Here is a 17,372-nt window from a genome sequence, read left to right on the forward strand (position 1 = left end):
CTCCATGTCCGACGACGAGACCCAGCGCCAGCCCCTGACCCTGAACAGGCACACCACCGCGGCGAACATCCCCCTGGACGCCCCGGCCCCGCCGACCGCCGCCGGCCCAGCCCCCTGGCTCCTCCGCCTGGTCACCGTCGGTCTCGTCCTCACCGCGCTCAACCTCCGCCCCGCCATCACCAGCCTCGGCGCCCTCCTCGAAGAGGTACGGGACGGGCTGCACATGAGCGGCAGCGTCGCCGGTGTCCTCACCTCCGTACCGCCGCTCTGCTTCGCCGTCTTCGGCATCATGGCGCCGCGCCTCGCCCGCCGCTTCGGCCCCGGCGCGGTCGTCTGCGCCGGCATGGCCGCCATCACGGCCGGACTGCTGATCCGGCCCCTCGTCGGCTCCACAGCCGGGTTTCTCGCCGCCAGCGCCCTCGCGCTCATGGGCATCGCCGTCAGCAATGTCCTGATGCCGGTGATCGTCAAGCGCTGGTTCCCGGACCGGGTCGGCTCCATGACCGGCCTCTACTCCATGGCGCTGGCCCTCGGCACCTCACTGGCCGCGGCCGTCACCGTGCCCATGACCGATGCGCTCGGCGGCAGTTGGAAGGCCGGTCTGGGGATCTGGGCCGTGCTCGCAGCGGCGGCGGTCCTGCCCTGGATCCCGCTGGTACGGGACAGGAGCAGCGCCCAGGGGCAGCCCGCCGCCCAGCAGCACCAGGACGTCCCGGCCCTGCGGATCACCCGCTCCCGTACCGCCTGGGCCCTCGCCTGCTTCTTCGGCCTCCAGGCCACGGCCGCGTACATCACCATGGGCTGGATGCCGCAGATCTTCCGCGATGCCGGGGTCTCCGCCGGCACGGCGGGCGTGCTGCTCGCCGTGACCATGGCCATGGGCGTGCCGCTCGCCTTCGTCATCCCTCGGGCCGCCGCCCGGATGCGGAACCAGGGTCCGATCGTCGTCGTACTCGGCGCCTGCGGCCTCATCGGCTACGCCGGTCTCTACCTCGCGCCGGCGGGCGGCGCCTGGGCCTGGGCGCTCCTCCTCGGCATAGCCAACTGCGCCTTCCCGCTCGCCCTCACCATGATCGGCATGCGGTCCCGGAGCGGCGCCGGAGTGGTCCGGCTGTCGGCGTTCGCCCAGTCCACCGGCTATCTGATCTCGATCCCCGGCCCGCTGCTGGTCGGCGTGCTCTACCAGCACAGCGGCGGGTGGGGGCTGCCGATCGCGCTGATGGCGGGCCTCATGGTGCCGCAGATGGTGGCGGGAATTCTGGCCGGGCGGGACCGGACGATCGAGGACGAAAGCTGAGATGCGAGACTGGCCCCATGCCAGTGCTCGATCCGAATCCCCAGAACGGTCAGAAGAAGCTTCTCCTCGTGCTCGGAGCGATGCTCCTGATCACGGTGATCATCGGAGTGATCGCTTCGATCGCCTCTCCCTGACACCTGCCCGAGTGCCACGCCCCCACGTCCCCGCCGGGGATGGTGGGGCCAGCACCACCATCCCCTAGGGGGCCAGGGTCAGGGTGAAGTGGGTGGGGCACCGGATGGGAGGGGCGCCGCCGGATCCGTAGGTTTCAGGTATCAGAACCGATGACCCACGGAGGCGGACATGTCGGCCCGTACGTACACCCGGTCCCCCCGCCCCGCGTCGGCCGGGGTCGAGATCCGGCTGCCGTGGTGGGCCATCGCGCTCCCCTCGGTAGCTTTCGCGGCCCTCCTGCTGATGATCGTGGGATCCGGCCAGGCGCACGCGGCGACGGGCGACCCGGCGATCGGCCGGTTGCTTCAGCGAATCGTGGACCTACTGATCCTCTGAGGGCGTTCACCCACAGCGGGGGAGCCCCTCAACACCCTGCGACGGGCGGAGCATTTCATGCGAAGCTGAGGTGTATGAGCGTCGATACACCTCGCAGGATCGTCCTTCTCAGACACGCAAAGGCGGAATGGTCGCAGGACTCCGACCACGAGCGGCCGCTCGCGGAGCGCGGCCGCAAGGATGCGTCGGTGGCAGGCCGCAAACTCGTCGATTCCGGCATTGTCGTCGATCTGGCCCTCTGCTCGACCTCCGCCAGGACGCACGAGACCTGGAAGTTGGCGGTACACGAGATGCCGAAGCGTCCCAAGACCGTGTACGAGGAGCGGCTCTACGAGGCCTCGCTCGGCGAGCTGATCGCCCTGATCAACGAGACCCCCGATGAAGTGCGGAACCTGCTGATCATCGGCCACAACCCAGGGATGCACGCTCTCGCCGACGCCCTCTCCGCATCGGCGGAGGGCGACACCCTGGCCCGGATGACCCACGGCGGATTCCCGACCGCCGCATTCGCCGTCGTCGAGTTCTCCGGCTCCTGGAAGGGCGTGGAGCACGGCGTGGGCAAGCTGATCGAGTACTGGACGCCGAACGACTGATCGCGACGTCGTACGCGGACGGACCCGGCACGGGTGAGGTGCCGGGCCCATCCGCGTACACGGAGCGGTGGATCGGTCAGGCGAGGCCGTCGGCGGCCTCGACCTCTTCACGGGTGATCCCGAGCAGATACAGCACGGTGTCCAGGAAGGGCACGTTCACCGCGGTGTGCGCGGCCTCGCGGACGACCGGCTTGGCATTGAAGGCGACCCCGAGACCGGCCGTGTTCAGCATGTCCAGGTCATTCGCACCATCACCGATCGCGACGGTCTGCGCCAGCGGCACCCCGGCCTGCTCGGCGAAACTGCGCAGCAGCCGGGCCTTGCCCGCCCGGTCCACGACGTTGCCGACGACCCGTCCGGTGAGCTTGCCGTCGACCACTTCCAGAGTGTTGGCGGAGGCGAAGTCGAGCCCGAGCCGTTCCTTCAGGTCGTCCGTGACCTGGGTGAACCCGCCGGAAACGACGCCCACTTGATAGCCGAGTCGCTTCAGTGTGCGGATCAGAGTGCGCGCACCGGGGGTCAGTCGCACCTCGGCGCGCACCTTCTCCACCACCGACACATCGAGCCCGGCCAGCAGTGCCACCCGTGCGTGCAGCGACTGCTCGAAGTCGAGCTCGCCACGCATCGCCTGCTCGGTCACCTCGGCGACCTTGTCCTCACAGCCGGCGTGCGCCGCGAACAGCTCGATGACCTCGTCCTGGATCAGCGTCGAGTCGACATCCATGACGACCAGCCGCTGCGCCCGGCGGCTCAGCCCGGCGGACACGACCGCCACATCGACGCCGATGCCGGCGGCCTCGGTCGCCAGTGCAGTCCGCAGCTCCGCGGTTTTGGTGCCGGACACGGCGAACTCGACGGCCGTGACCGGGTACTTCGCCAGCCGGAAGATCCGGTCGATGTTGCCGCCGGTCGACGTGATCGTGGCCGCTATGGCGGCGGTCGACTCGGCGGTCAGCGGGTGTCCGAGCACGGTCACATGGGAGCGCCCGTATCCACGCGGCCGGTTGTCACCGGTACCGGAGATGATCTCGGCCTGCAGCTTCAGCGATTCGGCCCAGCTGTGCACGGTCGCCCGCAGGTCGCCCTCGGTGGTACCGCCCGCGGTGGGAGTGGTGACCAGTGCGCACAGAACGATGCGGCCACGGGTGACGACCTGCTCGATGTCGACGACATCGACCGCATAGGCGGCGAGCGTGTCGAAGAGCCCGGCGGTGATTCCCGGACGGTCCTTCCCGAAGATCTTCACGAGAAGGGTGGGGGTGTCGGTGCCCTGACGGGACTCAGGGGCCTCAGAGGGCTCGGGAGACGGGGAGGACTGAGGGGACTGAGATGCGCTCATGGTGTTCCCACCGTATCGGTCTCCCTCACCCCCTCGAACCCCCGTCCCGCGGACCGGACAGCGGAAACGGTCCCCGGCCGACCGGCCCCGGCCCCTGCCCCGGCGGGAGTGAGCGGCCCTGCACGGCGCGTGTCCGATGCGACGGGCCATTCAGAGGAGCTCGCCCCCGGGGGTCCCGCATGCCCTCAAGGCAGGATGAAGCGGCGCCCCGTCCGGGGGCGGGCGTTCTCTCGGGCCCGTCCGGCAATCGGGACAACGCGGTCAGCCGGCCCCGGGCGGCCGGCCCGGCGGCGGCAAGCCTTCCACGTCCTCCGGCCCGGGTCCGGGCCCCGGCGGCGGCACTGCCGGCCGTACGGGCGGACCGATCGGCCCCGCCACCGTCGGCGCACCGTGAATCCTGTCCCTCGCCGGATCCGGATACGGGCGCAGATACGGATTGGTCTCGTCGTGCGACGGCCGGTACACGCGCGACGGTGTGTACGGTCCGGGCTCCCCACCGCCATCGCTTCCTCCGTCACCGCCGGCCGGCCCCGCCCCCGACGGAACCGCCCCCGCCAACCAGGCCACCGCCGCCCCCACACCACCCGCGCCGGCACCCCACGCCGCACCCAGCAAGGCAGCCGTCCCCGTCCGCCCGTGCAACTCGATCCCGGCGCCGAACGCGTCGAAGCCCAGCACCGAAAGCGACGCGTCCGCGGACACCTGCGTCAGCCACACCAGGAGCGCCAGCGCCGACGCTGTCACGCCTCCGAGCCGCACCGCACACCGCCCCACGAACCCGGCCCCGGTCAGCTCCCCCCGGGGCGTGCGGGTCGCGGCCAGCACCCCCGCGTACAGCATCATCACTGCGGCGGCGACCGCCAGCAGCCAGACCCGGTCGTCCAGCCCGGCCAACCGCCCGACCGTCACCGGCTCGTCGGCGGACACCCGTAACAGCTCGTCCAGCGGATCGGGCAGCACCTTGGCCAGCTCACCGGTCGCCTGCCCGTCCCACGGCACGAAGAGGCCGAGCGGCACCCCGAGCCACGCCCCGTTCGGTGCCCCGAGCAGCGCGGCGCCGACGATGCGTTTCGGGTGGGCGTCGCCGACCGCCGCGTACGCCGCGGCCGCGCACCCGGCGACCACCGCGACCAGCAGCACCGACACGACCGCGGACGCCGCAGGCCGCACCGTCCGGTCCAACCGTGCCAGCCCGGACGGCAACGGGGTGCGGCGCGAGGCGAGCAGGGCGATGACCAGCACTCCGAGCACCCAACACGCGCCACCCGCAAGGGACTTGGGCGAGTCGACGGTGAACCCGACCTGTGCCTGCGTCCGGGCGAGATCCGCCAGCCGGTCCGGCAACAGCCCGCCCGGATCACCGAGCCCGCCGGGCAGGCCGCCACCGCCTCCCGCCCCTGGCGCCCCGTCCGGCCCCAGCGCCCCGCCGTCGATCGTCACGACATCGTGGCCTGCCCAGGCGAGCCCGCCGAGCACGGCGACGAACATGACCGCCACCGCCCCTGCACGGACCGCGAGTTCGGCACCGGAGACGACCGCTCCCACCCGGCGCAGCGACCGCAGGAAGAAGAAGGAGAGCAGCAGTGCACCGACCAGCCCCACCCCGAGCGGTGTGACGGCGAGAGCGGTGTGCGCCTCGGCGTCGTCCAGCCCGAACGCCGAGACATTGCCGGACGGGGAGACCGATCCGCCCGCTCCCAGCACCACGACGGCCGCCGTCATCGGTCCCAGCGTCCCGGCCGAGTCGGCCCCGAGCAGATGCAGCCCGAGGGCCGCTGTCCCCGCCATCCCGGCCATCGCCCAGCTGACCGAGGCGATGGCCGCCGACACCACGTCACCCCACGGGATACGCCCCGTACTGCCGCCCCCGATCCCGCGTGCGTACCTCGCCATCAGGGACCCCCTCAATCCGCTCCGAGATGCCCTGAGTTGACCTGGTCACTCATGATCCGTGCACACTCGTGGGCGCTTCCCACTCTCCGAGCCTGTTTCTCCCCCGTCAACGGTGCGTCGCAGCAGGTCTCGATTCGGCCTTGGCCCCGCCCGACTTTCGTATCGGTGACTGCTCCTGGAATAGTTCCCCACGATGTTCAGCATCCCTAGACTCCCTGTGATGGGGGTAACTCGGGGGACAACTAGTGGGGCGCGGAGTGCCGGAACTCGTACTGGAATTGAATGGAAGGACCTGGACGCTCGATCCGTCCAGGCCATACACCCTCGGTCGCGATCCACAGGGCGACCTGACGATCGACGACGCCAGGGTTTCGTGGCGGCATGCCACGATCAGCTGGGCTGGCCGGAGTTGGTTCATCGAGGACCACGGTTCCACCAACGGCACCTATGTGCAGGGCCGGCGAATCCACCAGATGGAAATCGGGCCGGGCTCGGCCGTGCACCTGGGCAACGCCACTGACGGACCGCGACTGAGCTTCAGCGGCGCCGCCGATGTGTACAGCGGTCAGGGCGCGGGCGCGCAGCAGGCCCCCGCTCAGCAGCCCCAGCAGGGTGGCGCGGGCCTGCCGGGACAGCAGCAGGACCCCGCGGCACACCAGCAGCAGGCATGGCAGCAGCAGGGCGCGCCGCAGCAGCCTCAGGTCCCGCACCAGCAGGGCGTGGCGAAGCCGCCCGCCGCGGGTGGACCCGGTGGTGCCGCGGGGGCTCCGCCGGTCTACGGGGACCGCAGTCCGACGACGTTCCACCAGGTGGCCCTGGGCAGGGTCATGCGCATCGGTCGTGCGCTGGAGAACGAACTCGTCGTCTCCGACCTCCAGGTCTCGCGCCACCACGCCGAGTTCCACGCGACACCCGACGGCCGCTTCGAGATCCGCGATCTCGGTTCCCACAACGGCACGTACGTCAACGGTCAGCCGCTCCAGAAGTCCGGCTCCGCGCTGATCGGCCCGAACGACATCGTCGGCGTCGGTCACTCGACCTTCCGCCTGGTCGGCGACCGGCTGGAAGAGTTCGTCGACACCGGTGAGGTCTCCTTCTCCGCCCGCCACCTCACGGTGACGGTCGACGGCGGTAAGCAGATCCTCAAGGACGTCTCGTTCGGCGTCCCGGAGAAGTCGCTGATCGCGGTCATCGGCCCCTCGGGTTCCGGCAAGTCCACCCTGCTCAAGGCGCTCACCGGCTACCGGCCCGCCAACCAGGGTGACGTCCTCTACGACAACCGGAACCTGTACAAGCAGTTCGCCGAGCTGCGCCAGCGCATCGGTCTGGTCCCGCAGGACGACATCCTGCACAAGGAACTCACCGTCACCAAGGCCCTCAAGTACGCGGCCAAGCTCCGCTTCCCCGCGGACACCACCGAGGCCGAGCGCCAGTCCCGGATCCACGAGGTCCTCGCCGAGCTCAAGCTCGACATCCACAAGGACAAGAAGGTCACCTCGCTCTCCGGTGGCCAGCGCAAGCGTGTCTCGGTCGCCCTGGAGCTGCTCACCAAGCCGTCGTTGATCTTCCTGGACGAGCCGACCTCCGGCCTCGACCCGGGCATGGACCGCGACGTCATGCAGCTGCTGCGCGGTCTCGCCGACGACGGCCGTACGGTCCTCGTCGTCACGCACTCCGTCGCCGAGCTGGCGATCTGCGACAAGCTGCTCGTCATGGCGCCCGGCGGTTCCGTCGCCTACTTCGGTCCGCCGGAGGAAGCGCTCAACTTCTTCGGCTACACGACCTGGGCCGACGTCTTCTCCGCCTTCGAGAACTACCGGGACTACGACTGGGCCGGCCGCTGGCGCGGTTCGCAGCACTACCAGATGTACGCCGCGGACATCGACGCCGTCGCCGCACAGTCGGTACACATGCCGCCCCCGCAGCAGATGCGCCCGCCGAAGCCGCAGGGCTGGGGGACGCAGCTGTGGACGCTGATGCGCCGGTACGTGTCGGTGATCGCGTCCGACAAGGGCTTCATGGGCCTGATGGTGATCCTCCCGGCGGTGCTCGGCATCGTCAGCGTGGTCATCCCGGCCGACTTCGGCCTGGCCCCGCCGAAGCCGCCGTCCCGGTTCAACGGAGATGCCGGAACGATCATGCTGATCCTCGCGGTCGGCATGTGCTTCTCCGGTGCGGCCAACTCCGTACGAGAACTGATCAAGGAACGCGTCATCTACGAACGGGAACGGGCCACCGGCCTCTCCCGCTCCGCCTATCTGATGTCCAAGGTGATCGTCCTCGGCGTGATCACGGCCATCCAGGGCGTCATCATCTGCGGGATCGGCTTCGCCACCCGCGATCTGCCCGAAGAGGGTCTGATCATGCCGCCGGCCGTCGAGCTCTGCGTGACGATCACCGCGCTCGGCTTCACCTCGATGATGTTCGGCCTGGTGATCTCCTCGCTGGTGAAGACCTCCGAGAAGACCATGCCGCTGCTGGTCATGTTCGCGATCGTCCAGGTCGTCTTCACCGGCATCCTCTTCCAGGTGTACGGATCGCCCGGCCTGGAGCAGTTCGCCTGGCTGATGCCGTCCCGCTGGGCCATCGCGGGCGCGGGCTCGACGCTCGACCTGGCGCACCTGATGCCGCCGTGGGACCAGAAGAACCCGACCGACCTGGACCCGCTGTGGGAGCACACGGCCGGTCAGTGGGGGATGAACATCTCGGTGCTGCTGTTCCTCGGCATCATCTGCGGCTTCGCGGTCGCGCGACTGCTGCGCCGCCACGAGCCCGAGGTCATGCGCAAGTAGACGTGGGCACCGCGCACGGAACGCCCAAGGGCGGCACCCCGGATCGGGTGCCGCCCTTCGGCGTATGCGTGTGCACGGTGCCGTGCCGCGTCGATCAGTACGCGCTGTTGACGTTGTCGATCGAGCCGTACCGGTCGGCGGCGTAGTTGGCCGCGGCGGTGATGTTGGCGACCGGGTCGTAGATGTTCATCGAGGTACCGGGGACGTGGTACGCGTTGAACGTCGGCCGGATGACCTGCAGCAGACCGCAGGACGGGGTGCCGTTCTGGGCGTTGATGTCCCAGCCGTTGATCGCGTTCGGGTTACCGGTGGACTCCCGCATGATGTTGCGGTGCAGACCGTCGTACGAACCCGGGATGCCCTTGGCCTTCATGATGGCCAGCGCCTCGGAGATCCAGCCGTCCAGGTTGTTGGCGTAGACCGGAGTACGGGCGACGGAGCGCGTGGTGACCTGGGTGGACCGCTTCGCTACATCCGCCTTGGCCTTCGCGGCGGCCTCGGCCTTCGCCTTGGCGGCGGCCTTGGCCTTTGCGGCGGCCTCGGCCTTCGCCTTGGCGGCGGCGACCTGCTTCGCCTTGGCCGCGTCAGCGGCCTGCACCAGCTTCTCGGCGGTGGAGTGCTGCTCGATGATGCTGGCCTGGATGGTCCTGGCCTGCGGGGCACTGGGGGCGAGGCTGAAGACCACCGGAGCGGCGGAAGCGGCCTGCGGCTCGGTCTGCGGCTTGGCCGGCGTCTCGGCGTGGGCCGGGACGAGGGAGAGCGAGAGAGCGGCGGCGGCGACAGCGGAGACGCCCGCCACGGAGAGCTTCTGGGTCTTGTTCAGGCAGCGAATACGGCTGGGGATGCTGGACGCGGACATTCAGTCGTACCTCTTCGAATCGCTGGAGTCCTCACGGAGGACGAGACGGAAGCGACTGTTCGCATCTCCGTCGGGGACGAGTGCAATTCTTAGCGGCCGCAAAATCCCGTGGCAAAGGAGTGATGTACGAAGCTGGGTAGTGGATCACGGGAGCGCTCGAACGGGACGGTCCGCGCTCATGACCACCCATGTGGCCCTTATATGTCCACTAGCCGGCTTCGTAAGTGACGTGGGTCCTATGCGCGGCCTCACATCGGCCGCGTAACAACTTCACCAATCGTTGCTTCGGCAATTCGGAGCGTGAGAATCCGTTTCAGGGAGCAGCAGATGCACGTCTCCGAACTCATGCCAGAGGTACCGGTGCCGCAGCGCCTCCGGGTATGCGCACTGCAGCGCGGCCCGCCCCGCGACCGCCTCCAGCATCAGCAGATGCGAGGCCTCCGGTTCATGCAGTCCGGTCAGCAGCCCGTCCACCACCCGCACCCCGCGCTGGGGCGTCACCACCAGATCCGTCCAGCCGGCCGCCGGCCGCACCACCCCGTCCGCGCCCGCCGACGACTCCAGCGCCCGCACCGCCGTCGTACCGACCGCGATCACCCGCCCGCCCGTCGCCCGCGCCGCGTTGACCAGCCAGGCCGTCGTCCGCGGTACCTCGAAGCGCTCCGGGTACGGCGGCTCGTACGCCTCGGCCGACGCCACCCCGGTATGCAGCGTCAGCGGCGCGAACTGCACCCCGCGTCGCACCAGCGCGGCCACCAGCCGCGGCGTGAACGGCCGCGCTGCGCTCGGCATCTCCGCCGAACCGCTCCCGTCGGGGGCCTGAACCGCGAACACCGTCTGATACGCGGACAACGGCTGGTCCCGCTCCGTGTACCCGTAACGGATCGGCCGCCCGTACCGCCGCAGCAGCCCCGGCACCTCCGTCGACACCCGCGCCCACCACAACCTGGCGCCCGCCGCCGCACCGCCCAGCGGCTCCTGCAGCACCAGCCGCGAGCCGCCCGGCAGCTTGACGACCGTCCCCGTCGGCCCACCGCGGCGCGGCACCGTCGCCCCCGTCCCGTCGGGGTGGCGCAGCTCCACCGCCCAGCGCCCGTCGTCACCCCGCGTCGAGAAGTGCACGACCACCCGCGCACCGCCGGTCCGCCCGTTCACCGCGGCGGGCAGCGTCGCAGACGTATTGACGACGAGGACGTCCCCGGCCCCAGCTGCCCCGGCAGCTCCCGGAACGCATGGTGCGACACCTTCCGGCCCCGGGACACCAGCATCCGTACGTCATCACGCCCCGCGCCGCGCTGCTCCGCCGGCACCCGGGCCGAGAGCTCCGCGGGCACCGTCAACGCGTCCAGGGCGGTCACGGCTCCACCACTGTCTCCGTCAGCGCAGGTGCCGCATACCGTCCGCTCGCCGGCCGGCGCTCCAGCAGACGCAGGAACGCGGGCACCACGCTCTCCGGACGCGGCCGCGGATCCTCGTCCTCCGGTACCGCCGCCGCATACAGATCGGTCTGCATGTCGCCCGGATCGACCGCCCACACGCGCAGCCCCGGTTCCTCCACCCCCAGCACCGCGGCCAGCTGGTCGAGCGCCGCCTTCGACGCCCCGTAACCGCCCCAGGTCTCGTACGGCTCCGCGGACGCGTCCGAACTCACCATCACGACCGCGCCCGCCGCCGACGCCCGCAGCAGTGGCAGCGTCCCCTGCACCAGACCGAGCGCCGCCACCACATTGGTCTCCAGCGCCTGCCGGAGCCCGCCCAGCGACAGCGTGTCGAGCCGCACGAGCGGCTCCGCACCCAGCGCACTCGCATTGCTCACCAGCAGATCGAGCCCACCGAACTCACCGGCGGCGGCCACCAGTGCCTCGCGGTGGGCGGCATCCGTGACATCCCCGGGTACGGCCGCCACCCGCGCCCCGCACGCCGCCAGCTCCTTCGCCGTCTCCTCCAGCGCGCTCGCGGTCCTGGCGTCCAGCACCAGATCCCAGCCCCGCTGAGCGAGCGCGGCTGCCAGCGCACGCCCCAGTCCCTTCGAAGCGCCCGTGATCATCGCGACAGGCATGCCAACCGTCCCCTTGTTACCTAGGCGATCACCGATGGACCTCGGCACCCCCAACGTAGGAACGCCGCCGTGCCCCGCGCCTCGTCCGCGAGCCGCACCCCCGCAAGGCACTTCGACCTAGGGCCGACGCCCTAGGCACCGGCCGTCCACAGGCCGATCCGGAGCCCCGGCCCCGCCGGTACGGTGAGGCCATGAGCCACAGCCCACCGTCGGGCCTCGCAGCGGTGAGTGACGCGCTGCTCGCCATGAGCCGCCACCTCGAAGTGCGTGACGTCCTGAAGACCATCGTCGCCTCGGCCCGCGAACTGCTGGACGCCGAGTACGCGGCCCTGGGCGTCCCCGACGACCACGGCGGCTTCGCCCAGTTCGTCGTCGACGGCGTCAGCGACGAGCAGTGGAAGGCCATCGGCCCGCTGCCCCGGCAGCACGGCATCCTCGCCGCGATGCTCCACGAGGCGAAGCCGGAGCGCCTCGCCGACGTCCGCAAGGACCCCCGCTTCGAGGGCTGGCCGGCCGCCCACCCGGACATGTCCGACTTCCTGGGCCTGCCCATCAGGGACGGCGACGAGATCATCGGCGCGCTCTTCCTCGCCAACAAGCGCTGCCTCAAACCCCAGGGCGGCTGTGGTTTCACCGCACAGGACGAAGAGCTGTTGTCGATCCTCGCCCAGCACGCGGCGATCGCCCTCACGAACGCCCGGCTGTACGAGCGCAGCCGCGAGCTCACCATCGCCGAGGAGCGCTCCCGCCTCGCCCACGAGTTGCACGACGCGGTCAGCCAGAAGCTGTTTTCCCTGCGGCTGACTGCCCAGGCGGCCGCCGCCCTCGTCGACCGCGACCCGGCCCGCGCCAAGGGCGAGCTCCAGCAGGTCGCCGCGCTGGCCGCGGAGGCAGTGGACGAGTTGCGCGCCGCCGTCGTCGAACTGCGCCCCGCAGCGCTCGACGAGGACGGTCTGATCGCCACGCTCCGCACCCAGGTCCAGGTTCTGGACCGCGCCCACACCGCCAAGGTCACCTTCGAGAGCCTCGGCGTACGAGCCCTGCCCGCCGCCCAGGAGGAGGCGCTGCTCCGGGTCTCCCAGGAGGCCCTCCACAACGCACTGCGCCACTCGGGCGCCGAGCAGGTCGACGTCACGCTCGCCCGTCGTGGCAGCGGCACGGTGCTGCGGATCACGGACGACGGCAGTGGATTCGAGCCCACGGCGACGCGGCAGGCGGGCCGCCATCTGGGTCTGGTGTCGATGCGGGACCGCGCGAGTGGTGTCGGTGGCAGGCTCACCGTTGAATCGGCGCCCGGCAGGGGCACCACGATCGAGATGGAGGTCCCCGGTGGCTGACAAGATCATCAGGGTGCTGCTGGTCGACGACCACCAGGTGGTCCGCCGCGGTCTGCGTACGTTCCTGGAGATCCAGGACGACATAGAGGTCGTCGGCGAGGCGGCCGACGGCGCCGAAGGAGTCGCCCGCTCCGAGGAACTCCGCCCCGACGTGGTGCTGATGGACATCAAGATGCCGGGCACCGACGGCATCGAGGCGCTCCGCAAGCTCCGCGAACTGGACAACCCGGCCAAGGTGCTGATCGTCACCAGCTTCACCGAGCAGCGGACGGTGGTCCCCGCCCTGCGAGCGGGTGCCTCCGGTTACGTGTACAAGGACGTCGACCCGGAAGCGCTGGCCGGCGCCATCCGCTCGGTCCATGCGGGCCATGTCCTGCTCCAGCCGGAGGTCGCCGGGGCTCTCCTCGCCCAGGAGGACGGAGGCACCGGGACCGGCCGGGGGAGCACCCTCACCGAACGGGAGCGGGAGGTCCTCGGCCTGATCGCCGACGGCCGCTCCAACCGCGAGATCGCGCGGGCCCTGGTTCTCTCCGAGAAGACCGTCAAGACGCACGTCTCGAACATCTTGATGAAGCTGGATCTGGCGGACCGCACCCAGGCGGCGCTCTGGGCCGTCCGCCACGGGGTGGCGGGCTGATCAGCGCCGAAGCGGAGCGGTTACCTCCGGACTGAGATTCATACTGTCGGGTGCATGTCACCCGAACGGCGCACCCTGTCGGGCCCGGGGGCGTTCTCCATGGCGTGCTGCGGCGGCCGGCCGCAGCGACGCGAGGAGGATCCTGAAGTGAAGAACCTGAAGAAAGCCGCTGCCGTCACCGTGATCGCCGGTGGCATCATCGCCGCGGGCGCCGGCGCGGCCTCCGCCACCGGTCACGGCGCGGGCGCCCACGGTGTGGCGACCCACTCCCCGGGCGTGGTCAGTGGCAACGTCATCCAGGTCCCGGTCCACGTCCCGGTGAACGTGGTCGGCAACACGGTCAACGTGATCGGCCTGCTCAACCCGGCGTTCGGCAACGTCGGCCACAACGGCTGACCACCCCGGTTCTCCCGATGCCGGACGGTCCCGAAAGGGATCCGTCCGGCATCAACCATGCTGTCCCACACCACAACTCACGGCCCATCACCACCGAGGATCGAGCCGCAACGGGTCGAGCCACATCCGCTCGGCACGATCAAGCCCGTCCAGGCGATCGAGGACGGACGGGCCACCGGACGCCCCGGCCCCCGTTCCTGCGCCTGAGCGCCGTCCCGAAATCCCTGACGGGCGAACAACGACAGCCACGGCACCTCGCCGTGTTGTCGAACACCCGAATACGCCCCGTATGAGGACGCCCCTCCGCCTTGCGATGCACCGCATCCGACGCCGTGCGCTGATCCGCCGGAGACCACGGGACAACCCTTACCCCCGCTCCCGTCCCTCCACATACGCGTTGTAGGCCGCCACCTGCGCCCGCCGAGCCACCCGCTCCACCGGCCGCAGCGCCGCCCCCCGGGCCGCGATCTCCGACGCGCTCACCGCCCCGCCGTGCCCGTTCTCGTACGCCAGCGAGATCAGCAGCCCCACCCGCTGCGCCAGCTCCAGCACCCGCACCGCCCGCGGCGGATATCCCGGAGCGAGCAGTTCCCGCCCCCGCTCCGCCCGCGCCCGGTACGCATCCAGCGCCGCCTCCGCCACCGGCCCGGACCCGGCCACGTCGAGCCGCGACAGCGCCGCCGTCGCATCCCGCAACGCCTCCGCGAGCTCCCGCTCCGCCTCACTCAGCGACGGCACATCGGCCGGCGGCGCCTCCCGCACCGGCAGACAGCACCACACCACCTCGACGTGCAGATCACCGGCAGGCCCCGCCTCCCGCACCTCGGGCACCAGTCCGTACGGCGCACCGGACGCGATCACCGCCTCCTCCGCCTCCAGCGCCCGCGCATTGAACTCGGGCGGGCCGCTGAGCCCGAGCGGATGCCCCGGCACCGGCAGGGCGACCCGGAAGCCCGTCACTCCCAATCCGCGCAGCCGCCCCAGGGCCAGCGTGAGCCCGACCGGTCCCGCCTCACCCGGCAGCCCCTCGACGCGGTGCACCGCGTCCTCTCCGACAATCGCGAGCGCGGCGTCGTCCGGTGAGACAAGTCCGGCCAGAAGCGCGTTTCCCCATGAGGCCAGCAGCCCCGAGCGTGGTTCCGAAAGCATGGGAACAGCCTAGGGAACCGGACCTAAGAGCTGGAGCACTCCTGGGGTGGCGTAGGTTTTCCCTGGGAGCTGTGCCCATAGGCACGCGACGATCTCGAGACTGCATGGGGAGACAACGCGCTCATGAGCGATGTACTGGAGCTGGTGGACGTATCCGTGGTCCGCGACGGACGCGCTCTGGTGGACGACGTCTCCTGGTCGGTCAAGGAGGGGGAGCGCTGGGTCATCCTCGGCCCGAACGGCGCCGGCAAGACCACCCTCCTCAACATCGCGTCCAGCTACCTCTTCCCCACCAAGGGCAGCGCCACGATCCTCGGCGAACAACTCGGCGGCGTCGGCACCGACGTCTTCGACCTGCGCCCGCGGATCGGTATCGCGGGCGTCGCCGTGGCGGAGAAGCTGCCCAAGCGCCAGACCGTCCTGCAGACGGTGCTCACCGCCGCGTACGGCATGACCGCCACCTGGCACGAGAACTACGACGCCGTCGACGAGGACCGGGCCCGCGCGTTCCTCGACCGGCTCGGCATGACCGAGTTCCTCGACCGCAAGTTCGGCACCCTCTCCGAGGGCGAGCGCAAGCGCACCCTGATCGCCCGCGCCATGATGACCGACCCGGAGCTGCTGCTCCTCGACGAGCCCGCCGCAGGTCTCGACCTCGGCGGCCGCGAGGATCTGGTCCGCCGCCTCGGCCGGCTCGCCCGCGACCCGTTGGCCCCCTCCATGATCATGGTGACGCACCATGTCGAGGAGATCGCCCCGGGCTTCACCCACGTCCTCATGATCCGCCAGGGCAAGGTCCTCGCCGCGGGCCCCATGGAGACCGAGCTCAGCTCCCGCAACCTTTCCCTCTGCTTCGGTCTGCCGCTCATCGTCGAGCACACCGGCGACCGATACACCGCACACGGCCTCCCGCTGTCCTGAACGCCGACGTCCTGAACGCACTGTGCCCCGAATGTCCTGATCGAAGCCCTGTCGGCGAAGGACTCACGGTCCTACCATGACCGGGTGGACATCGATGCGTGGGTGTGGTGGCTGATCGGCGCGGTCGGGCTGGGCATTCCGCTCGTCCTGACCGCGATGCCCGAGTTCGGGATGTTCGCCGTCGGAGCGGTCGCCGCGGCGGTCGTCGCCGCACTCGGCGGCGGCATCGTGGCCCAGGTCCTGGTCTTCGTGGTCGTCTCGGTCGCTCTCATCGCGGTGGTTCGCCCGATCGCCGCCAGGCACCGCGCCGACCGGCCCCAACTGGCCACCGGCATCGATGCGCTGAAAGGCCGTCAGGCCGTCGTCCTGGAACGGGTCGACGGCAGCGGTGGCCGGATCAAGCTGGCCGGGGAGATCTGGTCGGCCCGCGCCTACGACGGAGACCAGAGTTTCGAACCCGGCCGGCAGGTGGATGTCGTGGACATCGACGGTGCTACGGCCGTTGTCATGTGACCGAACCGCTCACACGGCGGACCTCGGTCTGCCAGACTCGATGTCGATCATCATGAGATCCGGACCTCATGAGATCCGACCCCGATCATCGCGATCCGTCGGCAACCGAAGGGCACGAGGAACACGATGCAACCGATCATCATCGTCCTGATCATTCTGGTGGTGCTCGTCTTCATCGCCCTGATCAAGACGATCCAGGTCATCCCGCAGGCCAGCGCCGCCATCGTGGAGCGCTTCGGCCGCTACACCCGCACGCTCAACGCAGGCCTGAACATCGTCGTTCCGTTCATCGACACCATCCGCAACCGGATCGACCTCCGCGAACAGGTTGTCCCGTTCCCGCCCCAGCCGGTGATCACCCAGGACAACCTGGTCGTCAACATCGACACCGTCATCTACTACCAGGTGACGGACGCCCGGGCCGCGACGTACGAGGTCGCCAGCTACATCCAGGCGATCGAGCAGCTCACCGTCACCACTCTCCGCAACATCATCGGTGGCATGGACCTGGAGCGAACCCTGACCTCCCGCGAGGAGATCAACGCCGCCCTCCGCGGTGTCCTCGACGAAGCCACCGGCAAGTGGGGTATCCGCGTCAACCGCGTCGAGCTCAAGGCGATCGAACCGCCGACCTCCATCCAGGACTCGATGGAGAAGCAGATGCGCGCCGACCGTGACAAGCGTGCCGCGATCCTCCAGGCCGAGGGAACCCGGCAGTCCGCGATCCTCACCGCAGAGGGCGAGAAGCAGTCCGCGATCCTGCGCGCCGAGGGTGAGGCCAAGGCCGCGGCCCTGCGCGCCGAGGGCGAGGCCCAGGCCATCCGGACGGTCTTCGAGTCCATCCACGCCGGCGACCCGGACCAGAAGCTCCTCTCGTACCAGTACCTCCAGATGCTCCCGAAGATCGCCGAGGGCGACGCCAACAAGCTCTGGATCGTGCCGAGCGAGATCGGTGACGCTCTCAAGGGCCTCAGCGGCGCCTTCGGGAACCTCGGCAGCGGCGTCCCCGGCTTCAACACCGGCAAGGAGCGCCGCGAGGAACCCCCGGTCGACTGACGCGTACACACCATCGTGCAT

The 17,372-nt window shown here is 70.3% G+C and carries 16 protein-coding genes and 1 pseudogene; 11 read left to right on the plus strand and 6 right to left on the minus strand.

Annotated elements, in window-relative coordinates:
- The first annotated feature begins 4 nt into the window (after positions 1 to 4).
- From OG395_RS38925 to OG395_RS38940, 4 genes are all read left to right on the plus strand, one after another.
- On the plus strand, positions 5 to 1,297 hold the full coding sequence (locus OG395_RS38925) for a CynX/NimT family MFS transporter (protein ID WP_327247116.1): 1,293 nt from the start codon (positions 5 to 7) through the stop codon (positions 1,295 to 1,297).
- A gap of 17 nt (positions 1,298 to 1,314) precedes the next feature.
- Positions 1,315 to 1,431 (plus strand): SGM_5486 family transporter-associated protein, encoded by a 117-nt coding sequence (locus OG395_RS38930; protein WP_327247117.1) that lies wholly within the window; start codon positions 1,315 to 1,317, stop codon positions 1,429 to 1,431.
- A gap of 169 nt (positions 1,432 to 1,600) precedes the next feature.
- Complete coding sequence (locus tag OG395_RS38935) at positions 1,601 to 1,807, plus strand: hypothetical protein (protein ID WP_266987206.1); 207 nt, start codon at positions 1,601 to 1,603, stop codon at positions 1,805 to 1,807.
- A gap of 74 nt (positions 1,808 to 1,881) precedes the next feature.
- On the plus strand, positions 1,882 to 2,400 hold the full coding sequence (locus OG395_RS38940; RefSeq protein WP_327247118.1) for a SixA phosphatase family protein: 519 nt from the start codon (positions 1,882 to 1,884) through the stop codon (positions 2,398 to 2,400).
- Between the two features lie 76 nt (positions 2,401 to 2,476).
- Here OG395_RS38940 and serB read toward each other — a convergent pair whose 3' ends face one another.
- A complete protein-coding gene (gene serB, locus OG395_RS38945) occupies positions 2,477 to 3,739 on the minus strand; it encodes a phosphoserine phosphatase SerB (protein WP_327247119.1) in 1,263 nt (420 codons plus the stop codon).
- 261 nt (positions 3,740 to 4,000) lie between these two features.
- Positions 4,001 to 5,632 carry a streptophobe family protein gene (locus OG395_RS38950; protein ID WP_327247120.1) on the minus strand — a complete coding sequence of 544 codons (1,632 nt, stop codon included), beginning with the start codon at positions 5,630 to 5,632 and terminating at the stop codon, positions 4,001 to 4,003.
- 245 nt (positions 5,633 to 5,877) lie between these two features.
- Here OG395_RS38950 and OG395_RS38955 point away from each other — a divergent pair, with 245 nt between their 5' ends.
- Entirely contained in the window at positions 5,878 to 8,424 is a 2,547-nt protein-coding gene (locus OG395_RS38955; protein WP_327247121.1) for an ABC transporter ATP-binding protein/permease, read from the plus strand.
- 94 nt (positions 8,425 to 8,518) lie between these two features.
- On the opposite strand, the gene OG395_RS38960 is transcribed toward OG395_RS38955, so the two are convergent.
- From OG395_RS38960 to OG395_RS38970, 3 genes and pseudogenes are all read right to left on the minus strand, one after another.
- A complete protein-coding gene (locus OG395_RS38960; RefSeq protein ID WP_327247122.1) occupies positions 8,519 to 9,283 on the minus strand; it encodes a transglycosylase SLT domain-containing protein in 765 nt (254 codons plus the stop codon).
- A gap of 270 nt (positions 9,284 to 9,553) precedes the next feature.
- Positions 9,554 to 10,641 (minus strand): annotated as a pseudogene (locus OG395_RS38965) (S-adenosylmethionine:tRNA ribosyltransferase-isomerase).
- Positions 10,638 to 11,342, minus strand: coding sequence for an SDR family NAD(P)-dependent oxidoreductase (locus OG395_RS38970; protein WP_327247123.1), 705 nt, complete (start codon positions 11,340 to 11,342; stop codon positions 10,638 to 10,640). Before OG395_RS38970 ends, OG395_RS38965 begins: the two are co-directional and overlap by 4 nt.
- Before the next feature lie 191 nt (positions 11,343 to 11,533).
- Here OG395_RS38970 and OG395_RS38975 point away from each other — a divergent pair, with 191 nt between their 5' ends.
- The 3 genes from OG395_RS38975 (at position 11,534) to OG395_RS38985 (ending at position 13,712) form a co-directional block, all read left to right on the plus strand.
- Positions 11,534 to 12,679 carry a GAF domain-containing sensor histidine kinase gene (locus OG395_RS38975; protein ID WP_327247124.1) on the plus strand — a complete coding sequence of 382 codons (1,146 nt, stop codon included), beginning with the start codon at positions 11,534 to 11,536 and terminating at the stop codon, positions 12,677 to 12,679.
- Complete coding sequence (locus OG395_RS38980) at positions 12,672 to 13,316, plus strand: response regulator (RefSeq protein ID WP_266987224.1); 645 nt, start codon at positions 12,672 to 12,674, stop codon at positions 13,314 to 13,316. The genes OG395_RS38975 and OG395_RS38980 overlap by 8 nt, the downstream gene beginning before the upstream one ends.
- Positions 13,317 to 13,463: 147 nt before the next feature.
- On the plus strand, positions 13,464 to 13,712 hold the full coding sequence (locus OG395_RS38985) for a chaplin family protein (protein ID WP_327249597.1): 249 nt from the start codon (positions 13,464 to 13,466) through the stop codon (positions 13,710 to 13,712).
- Between the two features lie 366 nt (positions 13,713 to 14,078).
- On the opposite strand, the gene OG395_RS38990 is transcribed toward OG395_RS38985, so the two are convergent.
- Positions 14,079 to 14,861 (minus strand): hypothetical protein, encoded by a 783-nt coding sequence (locus OG395_RS38990; protein ID WP_327247125.1) that lies wholly within the window; start codon positions 14,859 to 14,861, stop codon positions 14,079 to 14,081.
- A gap of 123 nt (positions 14,862 to 14,984) precedes the next feature.
- On the opposite strand from OG395_RS38990, the gene OG395_RS38995 reads away from it, so the two are divergent.
- The 3 genes from OG395_RS38995 to OG395_RS39005 all read left to right on the plus strand — a co-directional run bounded on the left by OG395_RS38995 (position 14,985) and on the right by OG395_RS39005 (position 17,351).
- Entirely contained in the window at positions 14,985 to 15,782 is a 798-nt protein-coding gene (locus OG395_RS38995; protein WP_327247126.1) for an ABC transporter ATP-binding protein, read from the plus strand.
- An 84-nt stretch (positions 15,783 to 15,866) separates the two neighbouring features.
- Entirely contained in the window at positions 15,867 to 16,295 is a 429-nt protein-coding gene (locus tag OG395_RS39000; protein WP_266987230.1) for an NfeD family protein, read from the plus strand.
- 126 nt (positions 16,296 to 16,421) lie between these two features.
- Positions 16,422 to 17,351 (plus strand): SPFH domain-containing protein, encoded by a 930-nt coding sequence (locus OG395_RS39005; protein ID WP_327247127.1) that lies wholly within the window; start codon positions 16,422 to 16,424, stop codon positions 17,349 to 17,351.
- The last annotated feature ends 21 nt before the right edge of the window (positions 17,352 to 17,372 follow it).

It is taken from the genome of Streptomyces sp. NBC_01320 (genome assembly GCF_035974375.1).
Lineage (GTDB): Bacteria > Actinomycetota > Actinomycetes > Streptomycetales > Streptomycetaceae > Streptomyces > Streptomyces yanii.